The organism is Mycobacterium sp. PO1 (assembly GCF_017312405.1).
Classification (GTDB): Bacteria; Actinomycetota; Actinomycetes; order Mycobacteriales; family Mycobacteriaceae; genus Mycobacterium.
The window spans coordinates 68,108-88,497 of record NZ_BLTG01000001.1; the positions used below are offsets into that span (position 1 = coordinate 68,108).

A 20,390-nucleotide genomic window follows, 5' to 3' on the forward strand; every position below is an offset into this window, starting at 1 on the left:
GAATGGCGTCACGCGAGCAACTGGAGGACTGGGTCGAGCGGTGGCTGCAGGCCAACCGCGACGCCGAGGCGGCCGGTGACTGGAAACCCATGGCGGACTTCTACACCGACGACGCGACGTACGGGTGGAACATCGGTCCGAAGGAAGACGTCATGTGCGTCAACAAGGACGAGATCCGCGACGTCGCGCTCGGCTTGGAGATGGAGGGCCTGGAGAACTGGGTCTACGAGTACCAGAAGGTGCTGATCGACGAGAAGCAGAACGAGATCGTGGGCTTCTGGAAGCAGATCGCCCACAAGTCCGACGGAACCCGCGACGAGATCTACGGCATCGGCGGTAGCTGGTTCCGGCTGAACGAGCAGTTGCTGATCGAGTGGCAACGCGACTTCTTCGACTTCGGACATGTGCAGAAGGCGTTCATGAAGTTGATCGAATCCGGTGACCTCACACCGACGATGCAGAAGCGCATCGAGCGGTCGCTGGCCGGGGAGAAGTTGCCCGGTTACTACCCGCTGGGCGAGGCCCCCGTCCCGATTTGGTGAGCACACCACCAAGCAGTTGCTTGGGGGCGTTGTGATGTGGCTAACTAGAGCCTCTAGTCTGGAACCAAGAGCTCTAGCCGAAAGCAGGAGATATGAAGACCAAAGGCGCTCTGATCTGGGAGTTCAACCAGCCTTGGACCATCCAGGAGATCGAGATCGGCGACCCCGTCAAGGACGAGGTCAAGATCCAGATGGAAGCCGCGGGCATGTGCCACTCGGACCATCACCTGGTCACCGGCGACATCCCGATGGCCGGCTTCCCCGTGCTCGGAGGACATGAGGGCGCCGGGATCGTCACGGAGGTGGGCCCGGGCGTCGAGGGCCTCGAGCCGGGCGACCACGTGGTGCTGTCGTTCATCCCGTCGTGCGGCTCGTGTCCGTCATGCCAGGCCGGGATGCGCAACCTGTGCGACCTGGGTGCGATGCTGCTGCAGGGCACAGCGGTCTCCGACAACACCCACCGCATCCACGCCACCGACGGCACGCCCGTCATCCCGATGACGCTGCTGGGCACCTTCAGCCCGTACATGGTCGTGCACAAGAGCTCGGTCGTGAAGATCGACCCGTCCATCCCGTTCGAGGTGGCCTGCCTGGTCGGGTGCGGCGTCACCACCGGCTACGGCTCGGCGGTGCGCAGCGCCGACGTGCGGCCGGGCGACGACGTCGTCATCGCCGGCATCGGCGGTGTCGGCATGGGTGCGCTGCAGGGCGCGCTGAACGCCGGTGCCCGCAACATCTTCGCCGTCGACCCGGTCGAGTGGAAGCGCGACCAGGCACTGAAGTTCGGCGCGACCCACGCCTACCCCGACATCGTCAGCGCGATGATGGGCGTCGCCGAGATCACCGAGGGCCGGATGGCGTCCAAGACGATCATCACCACCGGTGAACTCAAGGGCGAGGAGATCGACAACTACCTCAACATCACCGCCAAGGGCGGTACCTGTGTGGTCACCGCGGTCGCCAACATGGCGAGCTCCGATGTCACGCTGAACCTGTCGATGCTGACGCTGCTGCAGAAGAACCTGCAGGGCACCATCTTCGGTGGCGGCAACCCGCACTTCGACATCCCACAGCTGCTGTCGATGTACAAGGCGGGCCGGTTGAACCTCGACGACATGGTGACCCGGCAGTACAAGCTCGAGCAGATCAACGAGGGTTACCGGGACATGCTCGAGGGCAAGAACATCCGCGGTGTGATCCGCTACACCGACGCCGATCGGTAGGTCCTCCGATGACCGACACCGCCACCCAGTCGCCCGTCGTCGCGGCGTCGCAGGGTTCGTGGCGCTGCGTGCAGACGGGCGACAAGGACGGCTGGCTGGCCCTGATGGCCGATGACGTCGTTCTCGAGGATCCGATCGGTGAGGCGGTCACCAACCCGGACGGCACCGGGGTGCGGGGCAAGGCCGCGGTGGCGGAGTTCTACGACACCAACATCGGGCCCAACCAGCTGCGCATCACCTGCGAGGAGACGTTTCCGTCCAGCAGCCCCACCGAGATCGCCTACATCCTGGTGCTCGAGACGACGTTCCCGAACGGGTTCGTCGCCACGGTGCGGGGTGTGTTCACCTACCGGGTGAACGACGCCGGGCTGATCACGAACCTGCGCGGCTACTGGAACATGGACGCGATGACGTTCACCCAACCGGAGGGTGCGGATTAGCGGGCTGCTGTCGGGCCGCGGCGCCGTCGTCGTCGGCGGCACGCGCGGCATCGGGCTCGCGGTGGCCGAACTGCTCGCGTCCCTGGGCGCGGGCGTCGTGGTCAACGGGCGCGACGACACGTCCGCCGACGACGCCGCGCGCCGCATCCCCGGCGCGGTCGCACTGGCCGGCTCCCCCGCCGACCCGTCCGTCGCCGATGCTCTCATCGCCACCTGCGCCGGCGAGTTCGACAGCGTCGACATCCTGGTCAACTGTGCCGGCACGGCCGAGCCACCCGGCTCGTCGATACTGGACATCACCAGCGCCCAGTTCCACGATCTGCTGGATGCGCATCTGGGCACCACGTTCGAGACGTGCCGCGCCGCCGCACCCCGGATGGTCGCGCAGGGCCGGGGCGCGATCGTCAACACGAGTTCGTTCGCCTTCCTCGGCGACTACGGCGGGACGGGCTACCCGGCGGGCAAAGGCGCAGTCAACTCACTGACGCTGGCGATCGCGGCCGAACTCAAGGAACACCGGGTGCGGGCCAACGTGGTGTGCCCGGGCGCGAAGACGCGGTTGTCCAGCGGCACAGAGTACGAGCAGCACATCACCGCGCTGAACCGGCGCGGCCTGCTCGACGACGTCAGCTTCGCGGGCGCCATGGATGCGGGTCCACCCGAGTACGTCGCTCCCACCTATGCCTATCTGGCCAGCGATCTGGCCGAGGACGTCAGCGGGCAGATCTTCATCGCCGCAGGAGGATTCGTCGGGAGGTTCGCGCGGCAGACGCCGGGCATCGTGGCCTACCGCGACCACCACGGCGAGCCGCCGTGGACGGTGCAGGAGATCGCGACGCAGGTCAGACCGTAGGCAACCGGTGATCCCGGAACTGCTTGCGCAGCTCCAGTTTGAGCACCTTTCCGGTCGCGGTGTGGGGCAGCTCGTCGAGGAACACCACGTCGTCGGGTAGCCACCACTTGGCGACCTGCCCGGCCAGATGCTCCAGGATGTCGTCCCTGGTAGGGCTTCTACCCTCGCGGGCGACGACCAGAAGAAGCGGGCGCTCCTGCCACTTGGGGTGTGGGACGGCGATGACCGCCGCCTCGGCGACGTCGGGGTGTCCCATCGCCGCGTTCTCCAGGTCGATCGAACTGACCCATTCGCCCCCGGATTTGATGACGTCCTTGGTGCGGTCCACCAACTGCAGGTAACCGTCCGCGTCGATGGTGGCGATGTCCCCGGTGGGGAAGAACCCTTCACCGTCGAGCCGCTCGCCGCCCTCGCCCTTGAAGTAGCCGCTGGCGATCCAGGGTCCGCGCACCCAGACCTCCCCGAAAGCCTGACCGTCCCAGGGCAATCGGTGTCCGTCCTCGTCGACGATCTTCAGTTCGACCCCGAACACGCCACGACCCTGCTTGAGTTTGACCTTCTGCTGTTCGCCGACAGGCAGACCCGCATGTTTGGGGAGCAGCCGGCCGACGACGCAGATCGGGCTGGTCTCGGTCATCCCCCATCCCTGTCCGCCCTCGGCGCCCAGATCGCGCTCGATGCGCTCGAGCATCGACTGCGACAGCGCGGAACCACCGATGCCGGCCCACTCCAGAACCAGTTCGCTCGGGTCGATCTCGGGATGCTGGTCGAGGTAGCCGAACAGCATCAACCACACCGTCGGAACGCCCTGCATGATGGTGACGCGCTCGTCTCTCATCAGCTCATAGACGCTCTCGCCGTCCAGATGCGGGCCCGGCAGCACCAGCTTGGCACCGACCATCGCCGCGGAATACGGGGTGCCCCAGGCGTTGGCGTGGAACATCGGGACCACCAGCAGCAGCGTCGCACCGCTGTGGATGTCGAAGGTGTCCCGCGACAGCGACAGCATCGCGTGCAGCACCGTCGACCGATGGGAGTACAGCACGCCTTTGGGGTTTCCGGTGGTGCCGGAGGTGTAGCACAGCGAGGACGCGCTGCGTTCGTCGAACTCGGGCCACTCGTAGTGGGTGGACTGCGCGGCGACGAACTCGTCGAAGCACAGCAGTCGCTCGGCGGGGATGCCGGGCAGGTCGGGCATGTGCTCGCGGTCGGTCATGACGACGTAGTGCTCGACGGTCTCCAGCTCGGGCGCCAGTTCAGTGACCAGAGCCGCGAAGGTGATGTCGAAGAACAGCACCCGATCTTCGGCATGGTTGATGATGTAGACGATCTGCTCGGCGAAGAGCCTCGGGTTGACGGTGTGCATCACCGCGCCGGAACCCGACACCCCGTAGTAGAGCGCGAGGTGACGGTCGCTGTTCCAGGCCAGTGTGGCCACCCGGTCCGCCGCCGAGATGCCCAGCTGGGCCAACGCGTTGGCCACCTGCTTGGACTGGTCCCTGATCTGCGACCAGGTGGTGCGTCGGACCGGCCCCTCGGGCAGGCGCGAGACGATCTCGGTGTCGGCGTGACATGCCGCGGCGTGCTCGATCAACGAGGAGATGAGCAGCGGGCGGTCCTGCATCAGTCCCAGCATGCGGTCAGGCTAGCCAGGACGGGCCGGGCATCGTCGCGCTTCGCCGGTTTCGCGAGGCCGCACCTGTTCAGGTCGACGGGCGGTTGCGCCAGCGACTCTGATAGGCCGCCTGCACCGCGGAGGCGGGTCGGCGCCTCGGCATGATCGCCTGTTCACGCTTGATCACCGATCGCATGGTCAGTGCGGTCAGCACCACCATGACGGCCGCGGGCACGGCGGACAGCGGCGAAGCCAGCAGTAGTTCGCTCAGTTCATTGGCATCCATGTGAGGTGTTCGTAGCCGGGATCGGGTGGGATGGGTCACACCCGACTTTTTCGTGCGCCGCCGCTCCTGGAATGCTCATGGAATGGCCACCATCTTCACCAAGATCATCAACGGCGAGATCCCGGGTCGGTTCGTCTACGAGAGCGAGGACGTCGTCGCGTTCCTGACGATCGAGCCGATGACCCAGGGGCACACCCTGGTGGTGCCGCGCGCCGAGATCGACCAGTGGCAGAACATCGAACCCGCGGTCTTCGCCCGGGTGATGGAGGTGTCCCAGCTCATCGGCAAGGCCGTGTGCAGCGCGTTCGACGCCGAGCGGGCCGGCGTCATCATCGCCGGCCTGGAAGTGCCGCATCTTCATGTGCACGTGTTCCCGGCTCGTGACCTGTCGGACTTCGGCTTCGCCAACGTCGACCGCAATCCGTCGCCGGAGTCCCTCGACGAGGCGCAGGCCAAGATCAAGGACGCGCTGGCTGACCTGGGCTGAGTACCGCCGCCTCGGCGATCCGGGGCAGGCTCACGCGGAATCGGCAGCCCTGTCCCGGTGAGGTGGCCACCGCGACGCGCCCGCCGTGCGCGTAGACGAGCGAATCCACGATGGACAGGCCGAGGCCGGTGCCGCCGCTGGCCCGGGTCCGCGACGAGTCGGCGCGGTAGAACCGCTCGAACACCCGTTGGGCGTCTTCGGTCGACATCCCGGGGCCTTGATCGCACACCTCGATGACCGCGTCGGGTCCGTCGGTGCCCACCCGCACGGTCACCCCGGCCGTCTCGGGCGTGTGCTGCAGCGCGTTGGCCATCAAGTTGCTCAGCACCTGCCGCAGGCGGGCCTCGTCGCCGAGCACTTCGGGTGTCCCGGGGCCGTCGAACACCTCCATCCGGATACGCCGCTGCGGGGCGATGGACTGCGCGTCGTGGACGGCGTCGCTGGCCAGCGCCAGCAGATCCACCCGGTGATGTTCAAGTGGGCGTTGCGCGTCGAGGCGGGCCAGCAGCAGGAGGTCCTCGACCAGCAGCCCCATTCGGCGGGACTCGCTTTCGATGCGTCCCATCAGCATCTCCACATCCCGGGCGGCGCCCTGGCGGTAGAGCTCGGCGAAGCCGCGAATGGTGGTCAGCGGGGTGCGTAGTTCGTGGCTGGCGTCGGTGATGAAGCGCCGCATCCGATCCTCGGATGTGCGGGCCTGCTCCGCGGACTGCTCCGAGGAGGCCAGCGCGCGCTGGATCTGGGCGAGCATGCCGTTGAGCGCGAGTGAGAGTCGACCGACTTCGGTGGCCGGGTCGCGTTCGGGGACGCGGCGGTCCAGTTGACCCGCGGCGATGGCCGCGGCCGTCTCCTCCACTTCGGTCAGCGGCCGCAGGCTGCGATGCACGACGGCGTAGCCGGCCACGCCGAGGACGATGAGCACGGCGGCGCCGATGCCGATCTGGGCGTAGATCAGCGCCCGCACCGTGGAGTTCACGTTGGACAGATCGATCGCGACGGTGGTGAGTTCACCGCTGAGACCGCGGACGGTCATCGCGCGCCACTGGGTGTCGGAGCCGTCGATGGAGCCGACGGTGACCGGCACTGGTCCCACATCGTTGTCGGCGGGCAGACGCGGCTCGGTGTCCCGGTCGTTGACCGCCATCCAGATGAGGCCGTCGGGATCCATGCCGCGCACGTAGAAGTCCGACGGCGGTCGCGCCGGGTTCGGCTCGACCGGTGAGGTGGGTATCCGCCTCGGAACCTGGGCCCAGCCCCTCGACGCGTCGAGCAGGGTGTCGTCCACGCGGTTCATCAGACTGTGCTGAAGCAGGGTCGTCACCGCGACGCCGGACGCCAACAGGCCCAGCGCCACCAGCACGAGCGTGGCGGCGACCAGTCCGACCCGAAGCGGGACGCCGCGCCTGACCTGAGCTGCCACGCCACTATTGTCCAGCGCGGCTACCTGGGTTCGCGCAGGACATAGCCGACACCGCGCAAGGTGTGCAGCAGACGCTTGTCGCCGGTGTCGATCTTGCGCCGCAGATAGGACACGTAGGACTCGACGACGTTGACGTCACCGCCGAAGTCGTAACGCCACACGTGGTCGAGGATCTTCGGCTTCGACAGCACCGTGCCCGCGTTGATGATGAAGTACCGCAGCAGTGTGAACTCGGTCGGCGACAGCGACACGGGCTCACCGGCCTTCCACACTTCGTGGGTGTCCTCGTCGATCTCGATGTCGGCGAACGTGAGCCGCGAGGTCCGCGGTTCCTCGATGCCGCGGCCGGACCGGCGCAGGATGACCCGCAGCCGGGCCACGACCTCCTCGAGGCTGAACGGCTTCGTCACGTAGTCGTCGCCACCGAGGGTCAGGCCCGCGATCTTGTCCTGCAACGAGTCGCGCGCGGTCAGGAACAGCGCGGGGGCGTCGACACCGTCGGCACGCAGCCGGCGCAGCAGCCCGAAGCCGTCCATGCCCGGCATCATCACGTCGAGGATGATCGCGTCGGGGCGCACTTCGCGGGCCTTGTCCAACGCGGCCGGGCCGTTCGAGGCCGTGTGCACCTCGAAGCCCTGGAACTTCAGGCTCACCGACAGCAACTCGACGATGTTCGCCTCGTCATCGACGACCAGCACACGGGCCTCAGGGATGTTCTCGGGAACGGGCATGGCCATAGCTATCAATAATCGTCGGATCGCTTGGAAATGTGCTGCACGGTAACTGTGCAGTTCCTGTGAATCCGATGTTGCGTCGTCCCTAGACTGGGTAGATGAACCTCGCCAAATCCCTCACCGGGCTCGCGTTCGCGCCGGTGCGCGCCGGGCTGGCCGTCGCGGACGCCGGCATCACGGTGGCGACGGGTGCTCTGGACATCGCGCACCGCACGGTGGGCGAAGAGAAGGACGGGGTGCGGACGGGTCGCCCCACGTCGATGGCGCAGGTGCTCGGCATCGAGGACGCCGTCGAGCGGGCCAACCGGTTGGCCCGCCTGATGGACGAGGACCAGCCGCTGGGTCGCGCGCTGGCACCCGACGGCGCACTGGACCGGCTGCTGAAACCGGGCGGCGTCGTCGACCGGCTCACCGCCCCGGGCGGAGTGCTCGACCGGCTCACCCAGGACGACGGCGGGCTGATGCGGGCCATCGAGCCGGGCGGTCTGGTCGACCAGCTGCTGGACGAGGAAGGGCTGGTGGAACGCGTGCTGGCCGAGGACGGGCTGGCCGACCGCCTGCTGGCCGAGGACGGGCTGATCGACAAGCTGACCGCCCGCAACGGCCCGCTCGAACAGCTCGCCGATGTCGCCGACACGCTGAACCGACTGGCCCCCGGGTTGGAGGCGCTGGAACCGACGATCGAGGCGCTGCGTGAAGCGGTGATCGTGCTCAGCCAGGTGGTCAACCCGCTGAGCAACATCGCCGACCGTATCCCGTTCCCCGGCAGGCGGCCGCGCAGCCGGCCGGTCTCCCGCCCGGTGACCTCGCAACGGATTATCGACGCGGACTAGCGAGCCGATAGGCTTGGCCCCGCCAGGCCTCCTTAGCTCAGTGGTAGAGCACTCGCCTTGTAAGCGAGCGGTCGTCAGTTCAATCCTGACAGGGGGCTCCAGACAGTAGCGTGTCCCCATGGCCGAGACCGGGTTGTGGATCGCATGGGGTGTGCCGACGCGCGGACGTGAGCGCAAGGCGCTCGACCTGCTGATCGAGACGCAGGAGTATCTCGGCGGGCTGCAGGCGCAGAACCGGATCGAGCGGTTCGACCGCGTGGTGCTCAAGCCGCAAAGCATCGAACTCGGTGGCTTCATCCTGATCCAGGGATCGGTCGAGCAGATCGACGCGCTGCGCCGCGACGGCGATTTCGAACTGTGGCTGCAGCGTGTGCAGTTGGTCGCCGACCAGGTCGGATTTGTCGACGCGTGGGTCGGTGACGGTATCGCCGACGCGGTCGACCTGTACGAGAAGGCGCTCGAACGGGTCGAGTGAGTGCGGCGAACGGGTTTGCCGGCTACCTCCCGATGCCCGCTGTGTTCCCCCGAACGCGCATGGTCACGGTAACGAAGTGAATGTTGTGACGTTTTGACTTTTTGCTGGCCGCCTCCGCGCGGATACGCTTCAATGGTCCCGACGACGGGGGTCGATCTGGGCTGGTTCGAAGGGGTTTCATGGGTGGCGCAGCATACGTCGGGCGGGTCGGCGGTCTAGCCGTCGCCCTGGGCGTCGGAACGGCAGTCTTCGCAGGCCAGGGAGTTGCCTGGGCCGACGACACGGATTCCCGCGGTTCTGCGGAGTCCTCGGAGTCCTCGTCAGCAACATCGGAGAACGCCGCCTCGGAGAGTTCGTCCTCGGGTTCGAGCGGCCCCACGGCCGGCACGTCCCGGGATGACAGTGGCGACGGCGATACGGACGGGTCCGACGCCGACGAGGGTGACGCCGGCGACGACGAGGCCGAGGACATCGATCTCGGCGTGGACGGTGACGACGCTGACGGCGACGACGCTGACGGCGACGACGGCGACACGGCCGGGGACATCTCCGACGGTGAAGCCGCAGAGGAGCCCACCGACGAAGCGCCCCAGGGGGGCGCCGACGCCGAGGACCCCACGCAGGATGCAGACCCCGACGAGACGACCGAGCCTGATCCGGAGCTGTCCGCGGAGGCGGCCCACAAATCCGACCGCGGTACCGCCGAACCCGTCGACACCGCCACGAAGCAGCCTTCCGAGGCGGCCAGCGACACCGCCGCAGCCCAAGCGGAGACGACCGGCGCGGAATCCTCCTCCGCGGTCGACGATCCGGCCCAGGCGCCCAAGGAGACCGGCAAGGTCGCGGTGTTCGCCAACGCCAGCACGCTGGCCGCCGCGACGACCACGACCACGACCAAGTCCCTGACCCAGCCGGTCGAACCGAAGAAGTACACCGTCGTCACCGCCGTGGTGAACGTGGTGAACAGCATGATCGACTGGGCCCGGCAACAGGCCGCGCCGGATCCCGGCAGCGCTCCGCAACCGCCGTTCATGTGGGCCCTGCTGTCGTTCGCGCGCCGCGAGTTGGAGACCCTGTTCGCCGCGCGCAGCGCCGATCAGCTCGCCCGCCGCGTTGCCGCGGCCCCCACCAGCCTGGCCCTGACCGCCGACCCGGCGGCCACCCTGGCGGCGGACCCCGCCGCAGCCGCCGCGCTGACGCCCTACTCGCCGTTCCTGAACCCTCAGCTCAGTGCGTCGACGAACTTCGTCAGCTGGGTCACCGGCCCCTACATCTACAGCGATTCGACCGAGGCCAACACCAACATCCGGTTCGACATCTACGGCACCGACGTCGGCACGATGTGGGACAACGGGATGGTCGACGATCCCAGCACCCCGTGGAACGAGCACCAGATCCTCATCGCCGTCGGCGACTCCTTCGGGAGCGCGAACATGACCGGCCGCCACATCTACAACTCGCTGTTCCGCAGCTCCGACGACGATCTCTCCGACGGCATGACCATCCCGGACGGGGAATGGTTCAACGGCAACATGTTCGGTGGCGCCCCGCTCGACGGCCCGACCCAGGCGCGGCCCATCATCAACCGGCCGTCGTGGCTGCCCAACTCGGTGACGCTGATCCCCACGGCGGGAGTCTCGCTGCCCACCGAGGTGACCGAGGAGACGCCGTTCGGCACCATCCAGTACGTAAGCTTCATGTCGGTGTCGAACTGGGGCTCGGCGGGCCGCTGGAGCACGAACTACTCGGCGATCGCCTACTCCACCGACAACGGCGAGAACTTCACCGTCGCCCCGGAAAGTGTCCGCTACAACTCGATCTTCAGCGGCAACAAGAACTTCCAGCAGTCGGCGTTCGTCAAGGGCGACGACGGCTACGTATACATGTACGGCACGCCCAACGGCCGGCAGGGTGCGGCGTACCTGGCCCGGGTGACACCGGAGAACATCCTCGACGCCGACAAATACGAGTACTACAAGAAGGCGTCGTCGGGCTGGTTCGGATCCAGCTCGGCCAAGTGGGTGAAGAACAGTCCGTCCTCGGCGTCGGCCATCATCGGCAAATCAGGCGGGGCGTGCGGGTCGACGAAACCGGGTTACACGGTCAGTGAGATGTCCGTGCAGTACAACGACTACCTGGAGAAGTACGTCGTCATGTACGGCGATCAGTTCAACAACGTGGTCATCCGCACATCCGACACCCCGCAGGGCGAGTGGTCGGACGCGACGGTGCTGATCACCCAGCAGTCCGGCGGTATCTACGCCCCGATGATGCATCCGTGGTCGCCGTCGACGGTCGGCACCGGCTCGGACCTGTACTGGAACCTGTCGCTGTGGTCGGACTACAACATCATGCTGATGCGTACCGACCTGACCAAGATCTGAGTGGCTCAGTCGGCGAACGATATCGACGCCGGCGAGCAGCCGACCACTTCGCTGTCCGGCGGGAACGTCGCCGGACGCGCCCCGGGGATGGTCGTCTGCCGATAGAACGCGTGACGGGTGTCCGCTGAGCATTCGAAGTTGGCGTTGAGCACCTCGAAGCTCGCCGGATCGGCACCCGCGATCACTTCGCCCATCCAGTAAACACGTTGCGAATCAACGGCATACGGCCCTTCGATCACCCGGAAGCTTGCCACGTCGGCATCGGTGATCTGCCGGTCGAAATAGAACGCGTGCTCGGCGTCGCGGGAGTAACCACCGGACAGCACCTCGAATGTCGACGGCGAGGCTCCCCGGATGGGCCGGTTGTTCACGTACACCGAGCCGCCGTCTTCGGCGAACAGGTAGTCGTCCTCATCGGAGACGATCTCGAACTCGGCCGGGTCATGGGACAGCACCGCACCGTCGGGTGCGTAGACCCGCGAGCTGTCTTTACTCAGGCCACCGGGGAGCAGTTCGAAATGCCCCGGATCGGTGCTGATCGGCTGGTCGTGCTGGTAGACCCGCCGGCTGTCCTTGGCGAATCCGGGCCGCTCCAGCAGCTCGAACGACCCCGGCTGCGCCCCCGGCAGCGGATAGCCGTTGATGTAGACCTGGCCGCTGTCGCGCGCGTAGGTCCGGTCGATGATGTCGAAGCTGGCGGCGTCGGCATCGTCGATCTCGAAAGCCTTGCCGGGAAACGGATTCAGATAGTAGACGGCGTTGTCACGAACGTGGTACCCGGCTTCGTCGACGAGCGAGTCCGGCTCGTCGACGGTGCTGCATCCCCCCGACAACGCCACAGCCACCAGCACGGTCGCGGCGATGATTGTGCGCATACCTCCATGGAAGCACTCAAACCACCGGAACATCGACGATCGGGCGCTGCACTGCGGCCCCGGGACCGTCGAAATGCCACCATTCGCCCGAGTACACGGTGAACCCGCCGGCTTCCATCGCCTCACGCAGGCGGACCCGGTTGGCCCGGGCAGCCGGGCTCACGCCGTCGCTGGCGTCGGCATGGCTGCGCGGCGTGAAGTCGTCGAAACCGGTGCCCATGTCGACCAGACCCGTCGCGTCGGCCAGCGTGACGTCCACCGACCGGCCCGTCTCGTGACTCTTCGAATAGGGGCCCGGGCGGGCCACCCAGGCGGGATTGGGAACCACCTCGAACATCGTCACCTGGACCGAATGCGGCCGGTAACAGTCCCAGAACACCAGCCGCTCGCCGCCCCGGCGCACCACCGCCGCGGCCGTGCGGAGTCCGGCGGCCAGCGATTCGTGCACCAGGCAGCGGGCCCCGGCCGGGTACAGCGGCGCCCCGACGAAGTTGGCGGAGGTGGCGTAGCGCAGATCGACGACCGCGTCGGGCACGACGCTGCGCACGTCGATGAACCCCACCGCGCGCGCCGCATCCGACACCGGCGGCACCTGGGCGGCCGACAGGGGCGCGGCCGCCAGCCCGCCAATAACCATGCCGCACAGCACAACGATGCGTCGCCCCAGGTTCATGAAGCCAGCCTAGGCATACACTGCGCAGGTGCGCGACGTACTCGACGAGCTGCTCGCCGTCTGGCGGGCCGGCGGCACGGCCGGGCTGTCGACCGTCGTGCGCACGATGAAATCGGCACCCCGACCGCCGGGAGCGGCGATGGTGGTGTCCCCGGACGGCACCGTCGCCGGCTCGGTGTCCGGCGGCTGTGTCGAGGCGGCGGTGTACGAACTCGCCGCCGACGTGGTCGCCAGTGGACGGCCCGAGTTGCAGCGCTACGGCGTCAGCGACGACGACGCGTTCGCAGTCGGGTTGACCTGTGGCGGCACCATCGACGTGTTCACCGAAGCGGTGTCGCGGGAGACGTTTCCACACCTTCAGGCCGTCGCCGACGACATCGCCGCACACCGTGCGGTCGCGGTCGCCACGATCGTCGCCCATCCCGACTCCGCCCGGGTGGGTGCGCGGCTGGTGGTCGGCGCCGATTCGACCCTGGGCACCCTCGGGTCGGCGCGCGCCGACGCCGCAGTCGCCGACGACGCGCGCGGACTACTGGCCGCCGGCCGGTCGGCGGTCCTGACCTACGGCCCCGACGGCCAGCGCCAGGAGGCCGGCATGGAGGTCTTCGTCGCCAGCCACGCTCCCCCGCCGAGAATGCTCGTCTTCGGAGCCATCGACTTCGCCGCTGCGCTGGCCCGCCAAGCCGCGTTGCTGGGTTACCGGGTCACCGTCTGCGACGCCCGGCCGGTGTTCGCCACGGCCGCCCGATTCCCCGCCGCGGAAGAGGTCGTCGTCGACTGGCCCGACCGTTATCTGGCCGAACAGGCGCAACAGGGCTCGATCGACGACCGTACCGCGATCTGCGTGCTGACCCACGATCCCAAGTTCGACGTTCCCGTCCTGCAGGTCGCGCTGCGGCTACCCGACGTGGGCTACATCGGGGTGATGGGATCGCGGCGCACCCACCGGGACCGGCTGCGCCGACTGCGCGAAGCGGGACTGTCCGATGCCGAACTCGCCAGGCTGTCCAGCCCGATCGGGTTGGACCTCGGGGCGCGGACACCGGAGGAGACCGCGGTGTCGATCGCCGCCGAGATCATCGCCCGGCGCTGGGGCGGCGGTGGCCGACCGCTCACTGAGCTGGGCGGACGCATCCACCACGACGCCTGAACAGCGATGAGACATTCATGGTGGAAATGTCTCTCTCGAATACGATAACGTCACTCTCCAAGTGCAGAGGGGAGTGATCGAACTGACCGACACCGCCATCCACACCGACACCGGCACCATCACCGCGCGCTACGCCGGCCGACGGGTCGAGCGCGTCGAGGACAGCCGGCTTCTCACCGGTCACGGCTCGTTCGTCGACGACATCAGCCGTCCCGGCATGCTGCACGCCTGCTTCGTCCGCAGCCCGTTCGCCCGCGCCAGAATCCGCGGATTCGACGCCTCGGCCGCGCTCGCCCTGCCCGGCGTGCACGCGGTGTTCACCGCCGCCGACCTGAACCCCGACGTCCGGGAGGCGTGGCACGCGGTGGCCGGCAAGGACATCCCGGACACCCCGCGACCACCGCTGGCCGAGGACGAGGTGCGCTTCGTCGGCGACCCGCTGGCACTGGTGATCGCCGAGAGCCGCTACCTGGCCGAGGACGCCATCGAGCTCATCGACGTCGACTACGAACCGCTGCCCGCCGTCGCGGATTTCACCCGCGCCGTGGGCGGGTCGGCTGCCGGGGCGCCCGTCGTGCACGAGGCCTATCCGGACAACGTGGCCGGCGGAATGGGTGGGGCACCGCCGGACGAGGAGACCTTCTCCGGGGCCGCGCACGTCGCCTCGGCGCACATCTACCAGCAGATCCACGCGCCGGTCCCGATCGAGACCCGCGGGATGGTGGTGGACTGGCAGGCCGCTTCCGGTGATCTGACCGTCTGGGCGTCCACCCAGACCCCGCACGAGCTGCGTGCCTTCGCCGCGCGCCTGCTGGGTATCCCGGCCCAGCGGGTGCGGGTGATCATGCGCGACACCGGCGGCGGCTTCGGTCAGAAGGTCGTGCCGATGCGCGAGGACATGTGCGTGCTGCTGGCCGCCCGTCGCGTCTCGGCGCCATTGAAGTGGATCGAGGACCGCCGGGAGAACCTGATGACGGCCGGTCAGGCGCGCCACGTCGACGGCGACGTACGGATGGCGTTCGACGAGGACGGCACCATCCTGGCCGCCGACATCGACTTCCTCCAGGACGTCGGCGCCTACCCCACGCCGTATCCCGTTCTCACCACCGCGGCGATCGGGATGTTCTTCCCCGGCCCCTACCGGGTTCCGAAGGCCAGCTTCAACTACAAGACGGTGTTCTCCAACACCGCGGGCCTGGCGGCCTACCGGGGCCCGTGGCAGTACGAAACCCTCACGCGGGAAATCCTTCTCGACATCGCCGCCCGCCAGATGGGTCTGGACCCGCTCGAGTTGCGGCGCCGCAACATCCTGCGCGGCGACGAGATGCCCTATTTCAATCCGAACGGCATGCCCTACGACCACGTCGCGCCGGCGGACACCCTGGAGCAGGCGGTGAAGATCCTCGACCACGAGGGTTTCCGCGCGATGCAGGCCGAAGCGCTGGCCCAGGGCCGCTACCTCGGCCTGGGCTACTCGGCCTACATCGAGCCGACCGGCGCCGCCACCGGCCACCTCGCCTCCGAGGGCGCCACCATCCGGATGGAGTCGACGGGCAAGATCAACGTCTACGTCAACGGCGGTTCGACGGGCAACAGCATCGAGACGACGGTCGTGCAGTTGACCGCCGACGCGCTCGGTGCCGACATCCACGACGTCGCCACCATCCAGGGTGACACCGCCGTCACTCCGTACGGCGCGGGCACCCAGGGCAGTCGCAGCGGACCGATGACCGCCGGGGCGGTGCACGAAGCAGGCACGATCCTGCGCAGGCAGATCGTCGCGATGGCCGCGTCGAGGCTGGGCGTCGAGGAGTCCGCCGTGGAACTGTCCGGGTCCAGAGCACTTGTCCGCGAGGATCCCGGCACGTCAGTCAGCTTCGCCGACCTCGCCTACCGGGCCTATTACGAGCCCCAGCAGCTGCCGCCCGGGATGTCGGCGTCGCTGGAGGCGACAGCGCGGTTCACCTCTCCCCCCACCGCGCCGATCCACTGGGCCAACGCCACCCACGCGTGCACCTGCGAGGTCGACGTCGAGACCGGTCACGTGACGCTGACGCGCTATATCGTCAGCGAGGACGTCGGCCCCATGATCAATCCGAACGTGGTCGAGGGGCAGATCGCCGGCGGCACCGTACAGGGCATCGGCGGTGCGCTGCTGGAGCAGATGTCCTACGACGCTGACGGCAATCCGCTGTCGTCGACGTTCGTCGACTACCTGCTGCCCACCGCCACCGAGGTTCCGCCGATCGAGTACGGGCACGTCGAGATTCCCGGCCCGGGTGTCGGTGGCTACAAGGGCTGCGGCGAGGGCGGCGCGATCGGTTCCACACCCGCGGTGATCAACGCGATCAACGATGCGCTGGCGCCGCTGGGCGCGACGATCACCACCCTCCCGGCCTCCCCGGCAGCCATCGTCGAGGCCATCGAACAAGCGGCGAACTAGCGCCAGAGCGGAGTGATCATGGAGTTGGTCAACGAGTTTCGTGTCCCGGTTCCCTCCACGACCGCGTGGACGGTGCTGACCGACGTGAAGCGTGTCGCACCCTGCATCCCGGGCGCGCAGCTGCTGTCGGTCGATGGTGACGACTTCACCGGGGCGGTGAAGGTCAAGGTCGGCCCGATCACGGTGTCCTACCAGGGCGAGGCCACGTTCACCGAGAAGGACGAGTCCGCGCAACGGGTGGTCATCAGGGCGAACGGCAAAGAGACCCGGGGCAGCGGCAACGCCGCCGCGCTGGTCACCGCACAGCTGAAGGACGAAGGTGACGTCACCGGGGTGGTCATCACCACCGACCTGACGATCTCGGGCAAGGCGGCCCAGTTCGGCCGCGGCGTGCTCGCCGACGTCGCCGGCAATCTGATCGCGCAGTTCGCCAAGCGGCTGGAAGCCGACCTGCAGGACGGTGTCGCCGCGCCACAGTCGGCGACCACGGCCGCCACCGCGGAGCAGGCCACCGCTGCGGCCGCACCCAGCTCCGACGACTCGGTCGACCTGGTGAAAGTGGTGGCGCTGCCGATCGCCAAGAGGTACGCGCCCGTCGTCGCTGCGCTGGCCGGCGGCCTGGCCGCCGGCATCCTGATCGGCCGGCGCCGTCGCAGTCCCCACGTGCCACCCGCGATCGACGAGCTGCTGGCCGCGCTGTCGCGGCTCACCTCATGAAGGCCGCCCCGTTCGCCTACCACCGGCCCGAGTCGGTGAAGGAGGCCGCCGACATGCTCGCCGAATTCGGTGACGACGCCAAGGTGTTGGCCGGTGGCCAGAGCCTGGTACCGATGCTGGCGATGCGGTTGACGCACTTCGACGCTCTCATCGACATCTCCCGTCTCGACGAGCTGTGCGGCATCGATCTCGACGACGGCGCGGTGCGCGTCGGCGCGACCACCTCGCACGCGCTGGTCGGGATGGACGACGAGGTCGCCGACTCTGTCCCGCTGTTGACGATGGTCACCCCGCACATCGGACACTTCCAGATCCGCACCCGCGGCACGCTCGGTGGCGCGATCGCCCACGCCGACCCGGCTGCGGAATATGCCGCAGTGGCGCTGGCGCTCGACGCGGACATGGAGGCGCATTCCGCACGCGGCCCCCGGACCATCCCGGCTGCTGAGTTCTTCACCGGCTTGTGGGAGACCTCGCTGGCCTCCGACGAGATCCTCACTGCGGTCCGGTTCCCGGTGTGGGAGGCACGCAGCGGCTTCGCCGTACATGAATTCGCGCGCCGACACGGCGACTTCGCGATCGCCGGTGCCGTCGCGGCGATCCAGGTCGACGCTGACGACCGGGTGAGTCGGTGCGGGGTGGGTCTGCTCGGTCTGGGTTCGACGCCACTGCGCGGCACCGTCGCTGAAGACGCTCTCGTCGGCCGGACGGTGAGCGACCTCGACGGGGACGCCGCGCTCGAGGTCGCCAGGGCGACCATGGCGGCAATCCAGGACATTCCCGCCGATCTGCAGGGGTCCTCGGCCTACCGGGCCCGAGTCGGCGCGACGATGCTGGCGCGGGCGCTCTGCGAAGCCGTGGCAGAGGCGAACGAGAAAGAGTGACGATGTACGAGACACCGGTCGAAATCGCCGTCAACGGCAAGCGGGTTCGCCATATCGTGGAACCGAGGCTGACACTGGCGGACTTCCTGCGCGAGAAGTGCGGTCTGACAGGAACCCACCTGGGCTGTGAACACGGCGCCTGCGGCGCCTGCACCGTGCTGCTCGACGGCCAGGCGGTGCGGGCATGCCTGATCTTCGCGGTACAGGCCGAGGGGCAGGACGTCACCACCGTCGAAGGGATCGCCGACGAATCCGGCGAGCTGTCGCCCGTGCAGTCCGCGCTGCGTGAATGCCACGGACTTCAATGCGGCTTCTGCACACCCGGATTCGTCACCAGTATCACCGCACTGCTGCGCGACAATCCGTCTCCCACCGACGAGGAGATCCGCGAGGGCCTGTCCGGGAACTTCTGCCGGTGCACCGGCTATCAGGGCATCGTCAATGCGGTTCGCCGTGCCTCTGAGATGACGGCAACGAACATGGCGGTGCGGAGCTGAGTGTCGGCGAAGGGCCCGCCTGACCGGGGATTTCGACGTCGCCGCTGACCCTCCGTCTCCAGCGCGACCCAGCGGTCGCGAAGTGATGCGAGGCAGGGTGTGCGGCGGCGCTTGCGTCGATGGAACCCGAGCATGCCCTGGCTGCTCTGGGCGGCGCGGAAGGATCCTGTGAAGAACGATGGCGGTCAGGCTTGCTCAATGGCGCCGGCATTGGCCGAACTCGATCTGTCATCACACGACAGCGCGGTGGCCCAGCCAGGCCAGCGCGACGTCGGCGACGTCGCGCCAGCCGTGATCGATGGTCAACGAATGGCCGCGCCCGTCGAACTCGTGGAAATCTGTGATGCCAAATGTCTTTCGATATCGGCGGTACGCACCTTTCGCCGTGGCCAGCGGCACGGTGTGGTCCGCAGTCCCGCCGGTGATGAGCAGTGGGCCGCGCTCGGTGTCGGTCACGTCGACCTTGGCGGGTGACTTCGGCGCGAAGTTCGCGACGCCGATCTCGAAGAGCGGCTTGCACGGAGAGGGGATACTCCACTGCTCCCACAGCGTGTCCGATTCCTGCGGGGACAGGGCATTGCCGAAGCCGTAACGCCATTGTGATCGCGTCAGGGCCTTGGCCTTTCCACTGTTGGCCGGGTTGCGCAGTACCGGGAACGCGGAGCGCAGCTGCGCAATGGGCAATGCTCGCACGCCCTTGATCGGGGCCGGATTGATCGCGACGGCGGCAGACGCCAGACGCTGACCGAGTAGCTTCTGGGCGATCAGGCCCCCGAACGAATGGCCGATGACCACTGCTGGCCGGTCCAGCTCGCCCAGAATGTCCGCGAAATGATTGGTCACCTCGGCAAGGCCGAACCCGGCCTGTGCTTGCCCGTTCTCCCGGGAAGCGGCCGGTGTTGGGTCTTCCCCGGGCCAAGGCGGTGCAATCGCGCGAATTCCCTGGGCCGCGAACTGGTCGATCCACGGTTGCCAGGCGGAGTGGGCGACCCACAGTCCGTGGATGAAGACGACATCGGTCATGGTCAGCGTCCTGTCTGTCGAGGTACTCGAGGTACCCCGGACGCTATTGGCGCTCTCTTGACCGTCAGTGGACGGCGAGTGCATGGCGCCGCCGACACCGAGCGGCTCAGTTGCCTCCGAGGGCGATCTGATGCAGTGAGGACGAGAACTGCGCTCGCAGGAATCGCTGCGCACGATCTTGCGACCAGCCCAGCACCGTGACCGTGAAGTGAAAGCCGTTGTGCGGCCCATAGTGATACAGGGTGAGGTCGGCGAAGTCGTCGTCGGTGAAGTCGTCCGGCAGGACGATGTACCTGCGAGCCACGCCCGCGATCGCATGCAGCGCGCTGCGGTGGCGCACTGTGGCTTCTGCGAGCGAGCCGGCGGCGCTGCCGTCGTGAGCGGCGGTGGCCAGCACAAGCTGAACGATGTCGTCATACCGACGCCAGAACTCCAGATACGAGTGGGACAGCACGTCGAGCAGTTCGTCGAGAGTGGTCGTGTCGTTTACTTGATCGAGGGTGCCCTGCACCAGGTCCGACGTGGTCCACGTATCCATCAACGTGTGCAGCAAGCCCTGTTTTCCACCGCACTGCTGATACACCGTTCCCGGCGAGACGCGACTTGCCGCGGCGATCTCATTGACCGTGGTGGCGAGATAGCCCCGGTCGGCAAAGAGCCGACGGGCGGCGTCCACGACGGCCTGACGGGTCTGCTCGGCATATTCGTCGCGTCGCGTGCGCCGTTGAGGCGCAACGTCGGTCATGGACGTCCTGGATCTGTAGTCATCTCGGCCCCGATGGTAGTCCGTGATAGTGACAAGACAGTCACTTTATCGATTGACCAATCGGTAAAGT

General features: G+C 67.7%; 21 protein-coding genes and 1 tRNA gene. 14 read left to right on the plus strand and 8 right to left on the minus strand.

Annotation, left to right across the window (positions count from 1 at the left end; all coding sequences use genetic code 11):
* Nucleotides 1–2: 2 nt before the first annotated feature.
* The 4 genes from J3476_RS00355 (at nucleotide 3) to J3476_RS00370 (ending at nucleotide 3,058) form a co-directional block, all read left to right on the plus strand.
* Nucleotides 3–542: a nuclear transport factor 2 family protein gene (locus J3476_RS00355; RefSeq protein ID WP_207064646.1), complete on the plus strand. Its 540-nt coding sequence runs from the start codon at nucleotides 3–5 to the stop codon at nucleotides 540–542.
* A 92-nt stretch (nucleotides 543–634) separates the two neighbouring features.
* The gene (locus J3476_RS00360) at nucleotides 635–1,765 is read left to right on the plus strand and encodes an NDMA-dependent alcohol dehydrogenase (protein ID WP_207064647.1); all 1,131 of its coding nucleotides are present in this window, start codon (nucleotides 635–637) and stop codon (nucleotides 1,763–1,765) included.
* A gap of 8 nt (nucleotides 1,766–1,773) precedes the next feature.
* Nucleotides 1,774–2,205, plus strand: a complete 432-nt coding sequence (locus tag J3476_RS00365; protein ID WP_207064648.1) for a nuclear transport factor 2 family protein — start codon at nucleotides 1,774–1,776, stop codon at nucleotides 2,203–2,205.
* Nucleotides 2,201–3,058, plus strand: a complete 858-nt coding sequence (locus tag J3476_RS00370; protein WP_207064683.1) for an SDR family oxidoreductase — start codon at nucleotides 2,201–2,203, stop codon at nucleotides 3,056–3,058. Before J3476_RS00365 ends, J3476_RS00370 begins: the two co-directional genes overlap by 5 nt.
* Here the strand turns inward: J3476_RS00370 and J3476_RS00375 are convergent.
* Together J3476_RS00375 and J3476_RS00380 are read right to left on the minus strand one after the other, a co-directional pair.
* A complete protein-coding gene (locus J3476_RS00375) occupies nucleotides 3,048–4,694 on the minus strand; it encodes a long-chain-fatty-acid--CoA ligase (protein ID WP_207064649.1) in 1,647 nt (548 codons plus the stop codon). The genes J3476_RS00370 and J3476_RS00375 overlap by 11 nt on opposite strands.
* 67 nt (nucleotides 4,695–4,761) lie before the next feature.
* Nucleotides 4,762–4,959 (minus strand): hypothetical protein, encoded by a 198-nt coding sequence (locus tag J3476_RS00380; protein WP_152518778.1) that lies wholly within the window; start codon nucleotides 4,957–4,959, stop codon nucleotides 4,762–4,764.
* 82 nt (nucleotides 4,960–5,041) lie between these two features.
* Between J3476_RS00380 and J3476_RS00385 the strand changes: the two genes are divergently transcribed.
* Nucleotides 5,042–5,446: an HIT family protein gene (locus tag J3476_RS00385; protein ID WP_207064650.1), complete on the plus strand. Its 405-nt coding sequence runs from the start codon at nucleotides 5,042–5,044 to the stop codon at nucleotides 5,444–5,446.
* Here J3476_RS00385 and J3476_RS00390 read toward each other — a convergent pair.
* Together J3476_RS00390 and J3476_RS00395 are read right to left on the minus strand one after the other, a co-directional pair.
* Complete coding sequence (locus tag J3476_RS00390) at nucleotides 5,418–6,866, minus strand: cell wall metabolism sensor histidine kinase WalK (protein WP_170311220.1); 1,449 nt, start codon at nucleotides 6,864–6,866, stop codon at nucleotides 5,418–5,420. The genes J3476_RS00385 and J3476_RS00390 overlap by 29 nt on opposite strands.
* Nucleotides 6,867–6,886: 20 nt before the next feature.
* Nucleotides 6,887–7,603 (minus strand): response regulator transcription factor, encoded by a 717-nt coding sequence (locus tag J3476_RS00395; protein ID WP_207064651.1) that lies wholly within the window; start codon nucleotides 7,601–7,603, stop codon nucleotides 6,887–6,889.
* Between the two features lie 95 nt (nucleotides 7,604–7,698).
* On the opposite strand from J3476_RS00395, the gene J3476_RS00400 reads away from it, so the two are divergent.
* From J3476_RS00400 to J3476_RS00415, 4 genes are all read left to right on the plus strand, one after another.
* Complete coding sequence (locus J3476_RS00400; protein WP_207064652.1) at nucleotides 7,699–8,433, plus strand: hypothetical protein; 735 nt, start codon at nucleotides 7,699–7,701, stop codon at nucleotides 8,431–8,433.
* Nucleotides 8,434–8,459: 26 nt separating this feature from the next.
* Nucleotides 8,460–8,534: transfer RNA gene (locus J3476_RS00405), tRNA-Thr, on the plus strand.
* A 17-nt stretch (nucleotides 8,535–8,551) separates the two neighbouring features.
* Nucleotides 8,552–8,908, plus strand: a complete 357-nt coding sequence (locus tag J3476_RS00410; RefSeq protein WP_207064653.1) for a hypothetical protein — start codon at nucleotides 8,552–8,554, stop codon at nucleotides 8,906–8,908.
* Between the two features lie 179 nt (nucleotides 8,909–9,087).
* Entirely contained in the window at nucleotides 9,088–11,292 is a 2,205-nt protein-coding gene (locus J3476_RS00415; RefSeq protein ID WP_207064654.1) for a DUF4185 domain-containing protein, read from the plus strand.
* A gap of 5 nt (nucleotides 11,293–11,297) precedes the next feature.
* Here the strand turns inward: J3476_RS00415 and J3476_RS00420 are convergent, their stop codons facing one another.
* Both J3476_RS00420 and J3476_RS00425 read right to left on the minus strand, forming a co-directional pair.
* Nucleotides 11,298–12,167, minus strand: coding sequence for a DKNYY domain-containing protein (locus J3476_RS00420; protein ID WP_207064655.1), 870 nt, complete (start codon nucleotides 12,165–12,167; stop codon nucleotides 11,298–11,300).
* Between the two features lie 16 nt (nucleotides 12,168–12,183).
* The gene (locus J3476_RS00425; protein WP_207064656.1) at nucleotides 12,184–12,840 is read right to left on the minus strand and encodes a M15 family metallopeptidase; all 657 of its coding nucleotides are present in this window, start codon (nucleotides 12,838–12,840) and stop codon (nucleotides 12,184–12,186) included.
* A 28-nt stretch (nucleotides 12,841–12,868) separates the two neighbouring features.
* Here J3476_RS00425 and J3476_RS00430 point away from each other — a divergent pair, with 28 nt between their 5' ends.
* The 5 genes from J3476_RS00430 to J3476_RS00450 all read left to right on the plus strand — a co-directional run bounded on the left by J3476_RS00430 (nucleotide 12,869) and on the right by J3476_RS00450 (nucleotide 18,531).
* Nucleotides 12,869–13,990, plus strand: a complete 1,122-nt coding sequence (locus J3476_RS00430; RefSeq protein WP_207064657.1) for an XdhC family protein — start codon at nucleotides 12,869–12,871, stop codon at nucleotides 13,988–13,990.
* 82 nt (nucleotides 13,991–14,072) lie between these two features.
* Complete coding sequence (locus J3476_RS00435; protein WP_207064684.1) at nucleotides 14,073–16,433, plus strand: xanthine dehydrogenase family protein molybdopterin-binding subunit; 2,361 nt, start codon at nucleotides 14,073–14,075, stop codon at nucleotides 16,431–16,433.
* Between the two features lie 18 nt (nucleotides 16,434–16,451).
* A complete protein-coding gene (locus J3476_RS00440; RefSeq protein WP_207064658.1) occupies nucleotides 16,452–17,150 on the plus strand; it encodes an SRPBCC family protein in 699 nt (232 codons plus the stop codon).
* Nucleotides 17,147–18,034 carry a xanthine dehydrogenase family protein subunit M gene (locus J3476_RS00445; RefSeq protein WP_207064659.1) on the plus strand — a complete coding sequence of 296 codons (888 nt, stop codon included), beginning with the start codon at nucleotides 17,147–17,149 and terminating at the stop codon, nucleotides 18,032–18,034. Before J3476_RS00440 ends, J3476_RS00445 begins: the two co-directional genes overlap by 4 nt.
* Before the next feature lie 2 nt (nucleotides 18,035–18,036).
* Nucleotides 18,037–18,531: a (2Fe-2S)-binding protein gene (locus tag J3476_RS00450; protein ID WP_207064660.1), complete on the plus strand. Its 495-nt coding sequence runs from the start codon at nucleotides 18,037–18,039 to the stop codon at nucleotides 18,529–18,531.
* A 231-nt stretch (nucleotides 18,532–18,762) separates the two neighbouring features.
* On the opposite strand, the gene J3476_RS00455 is transcribed toward J3476_RS00450, so the two are convergent.
* Nucleotides 18,763–19,554 carry an alpha/beta hydrolase gene (locus J3476_RS00455; RefSeq protein WP_207064661.1) on the minus strand — a complete coding sequence of 264 codons (792 nt, stop codon included), beginning with the start codon at nucleotides 19,552–19,554 and terminating at the stop codon, nucleotides 18,763–18,765.
* Nucleotides 19,555–19,660: 106 nt separating this feature from the next.
* Nucleotides 19,661–20,299 (minus strand): TetR/AcrR family transcriptional regulator, encoded by a 639-nt coding sequence (locus J3476_RS00460; RefSeq protein ID WP_207064662.1) that lies wholly within the window; start codon nucleotides 20,297–20,299, stop codon nucleotides 19,661–19,663.
* Nucleotides 20,300–20,390: the final 91 nt, after the last annotated feature.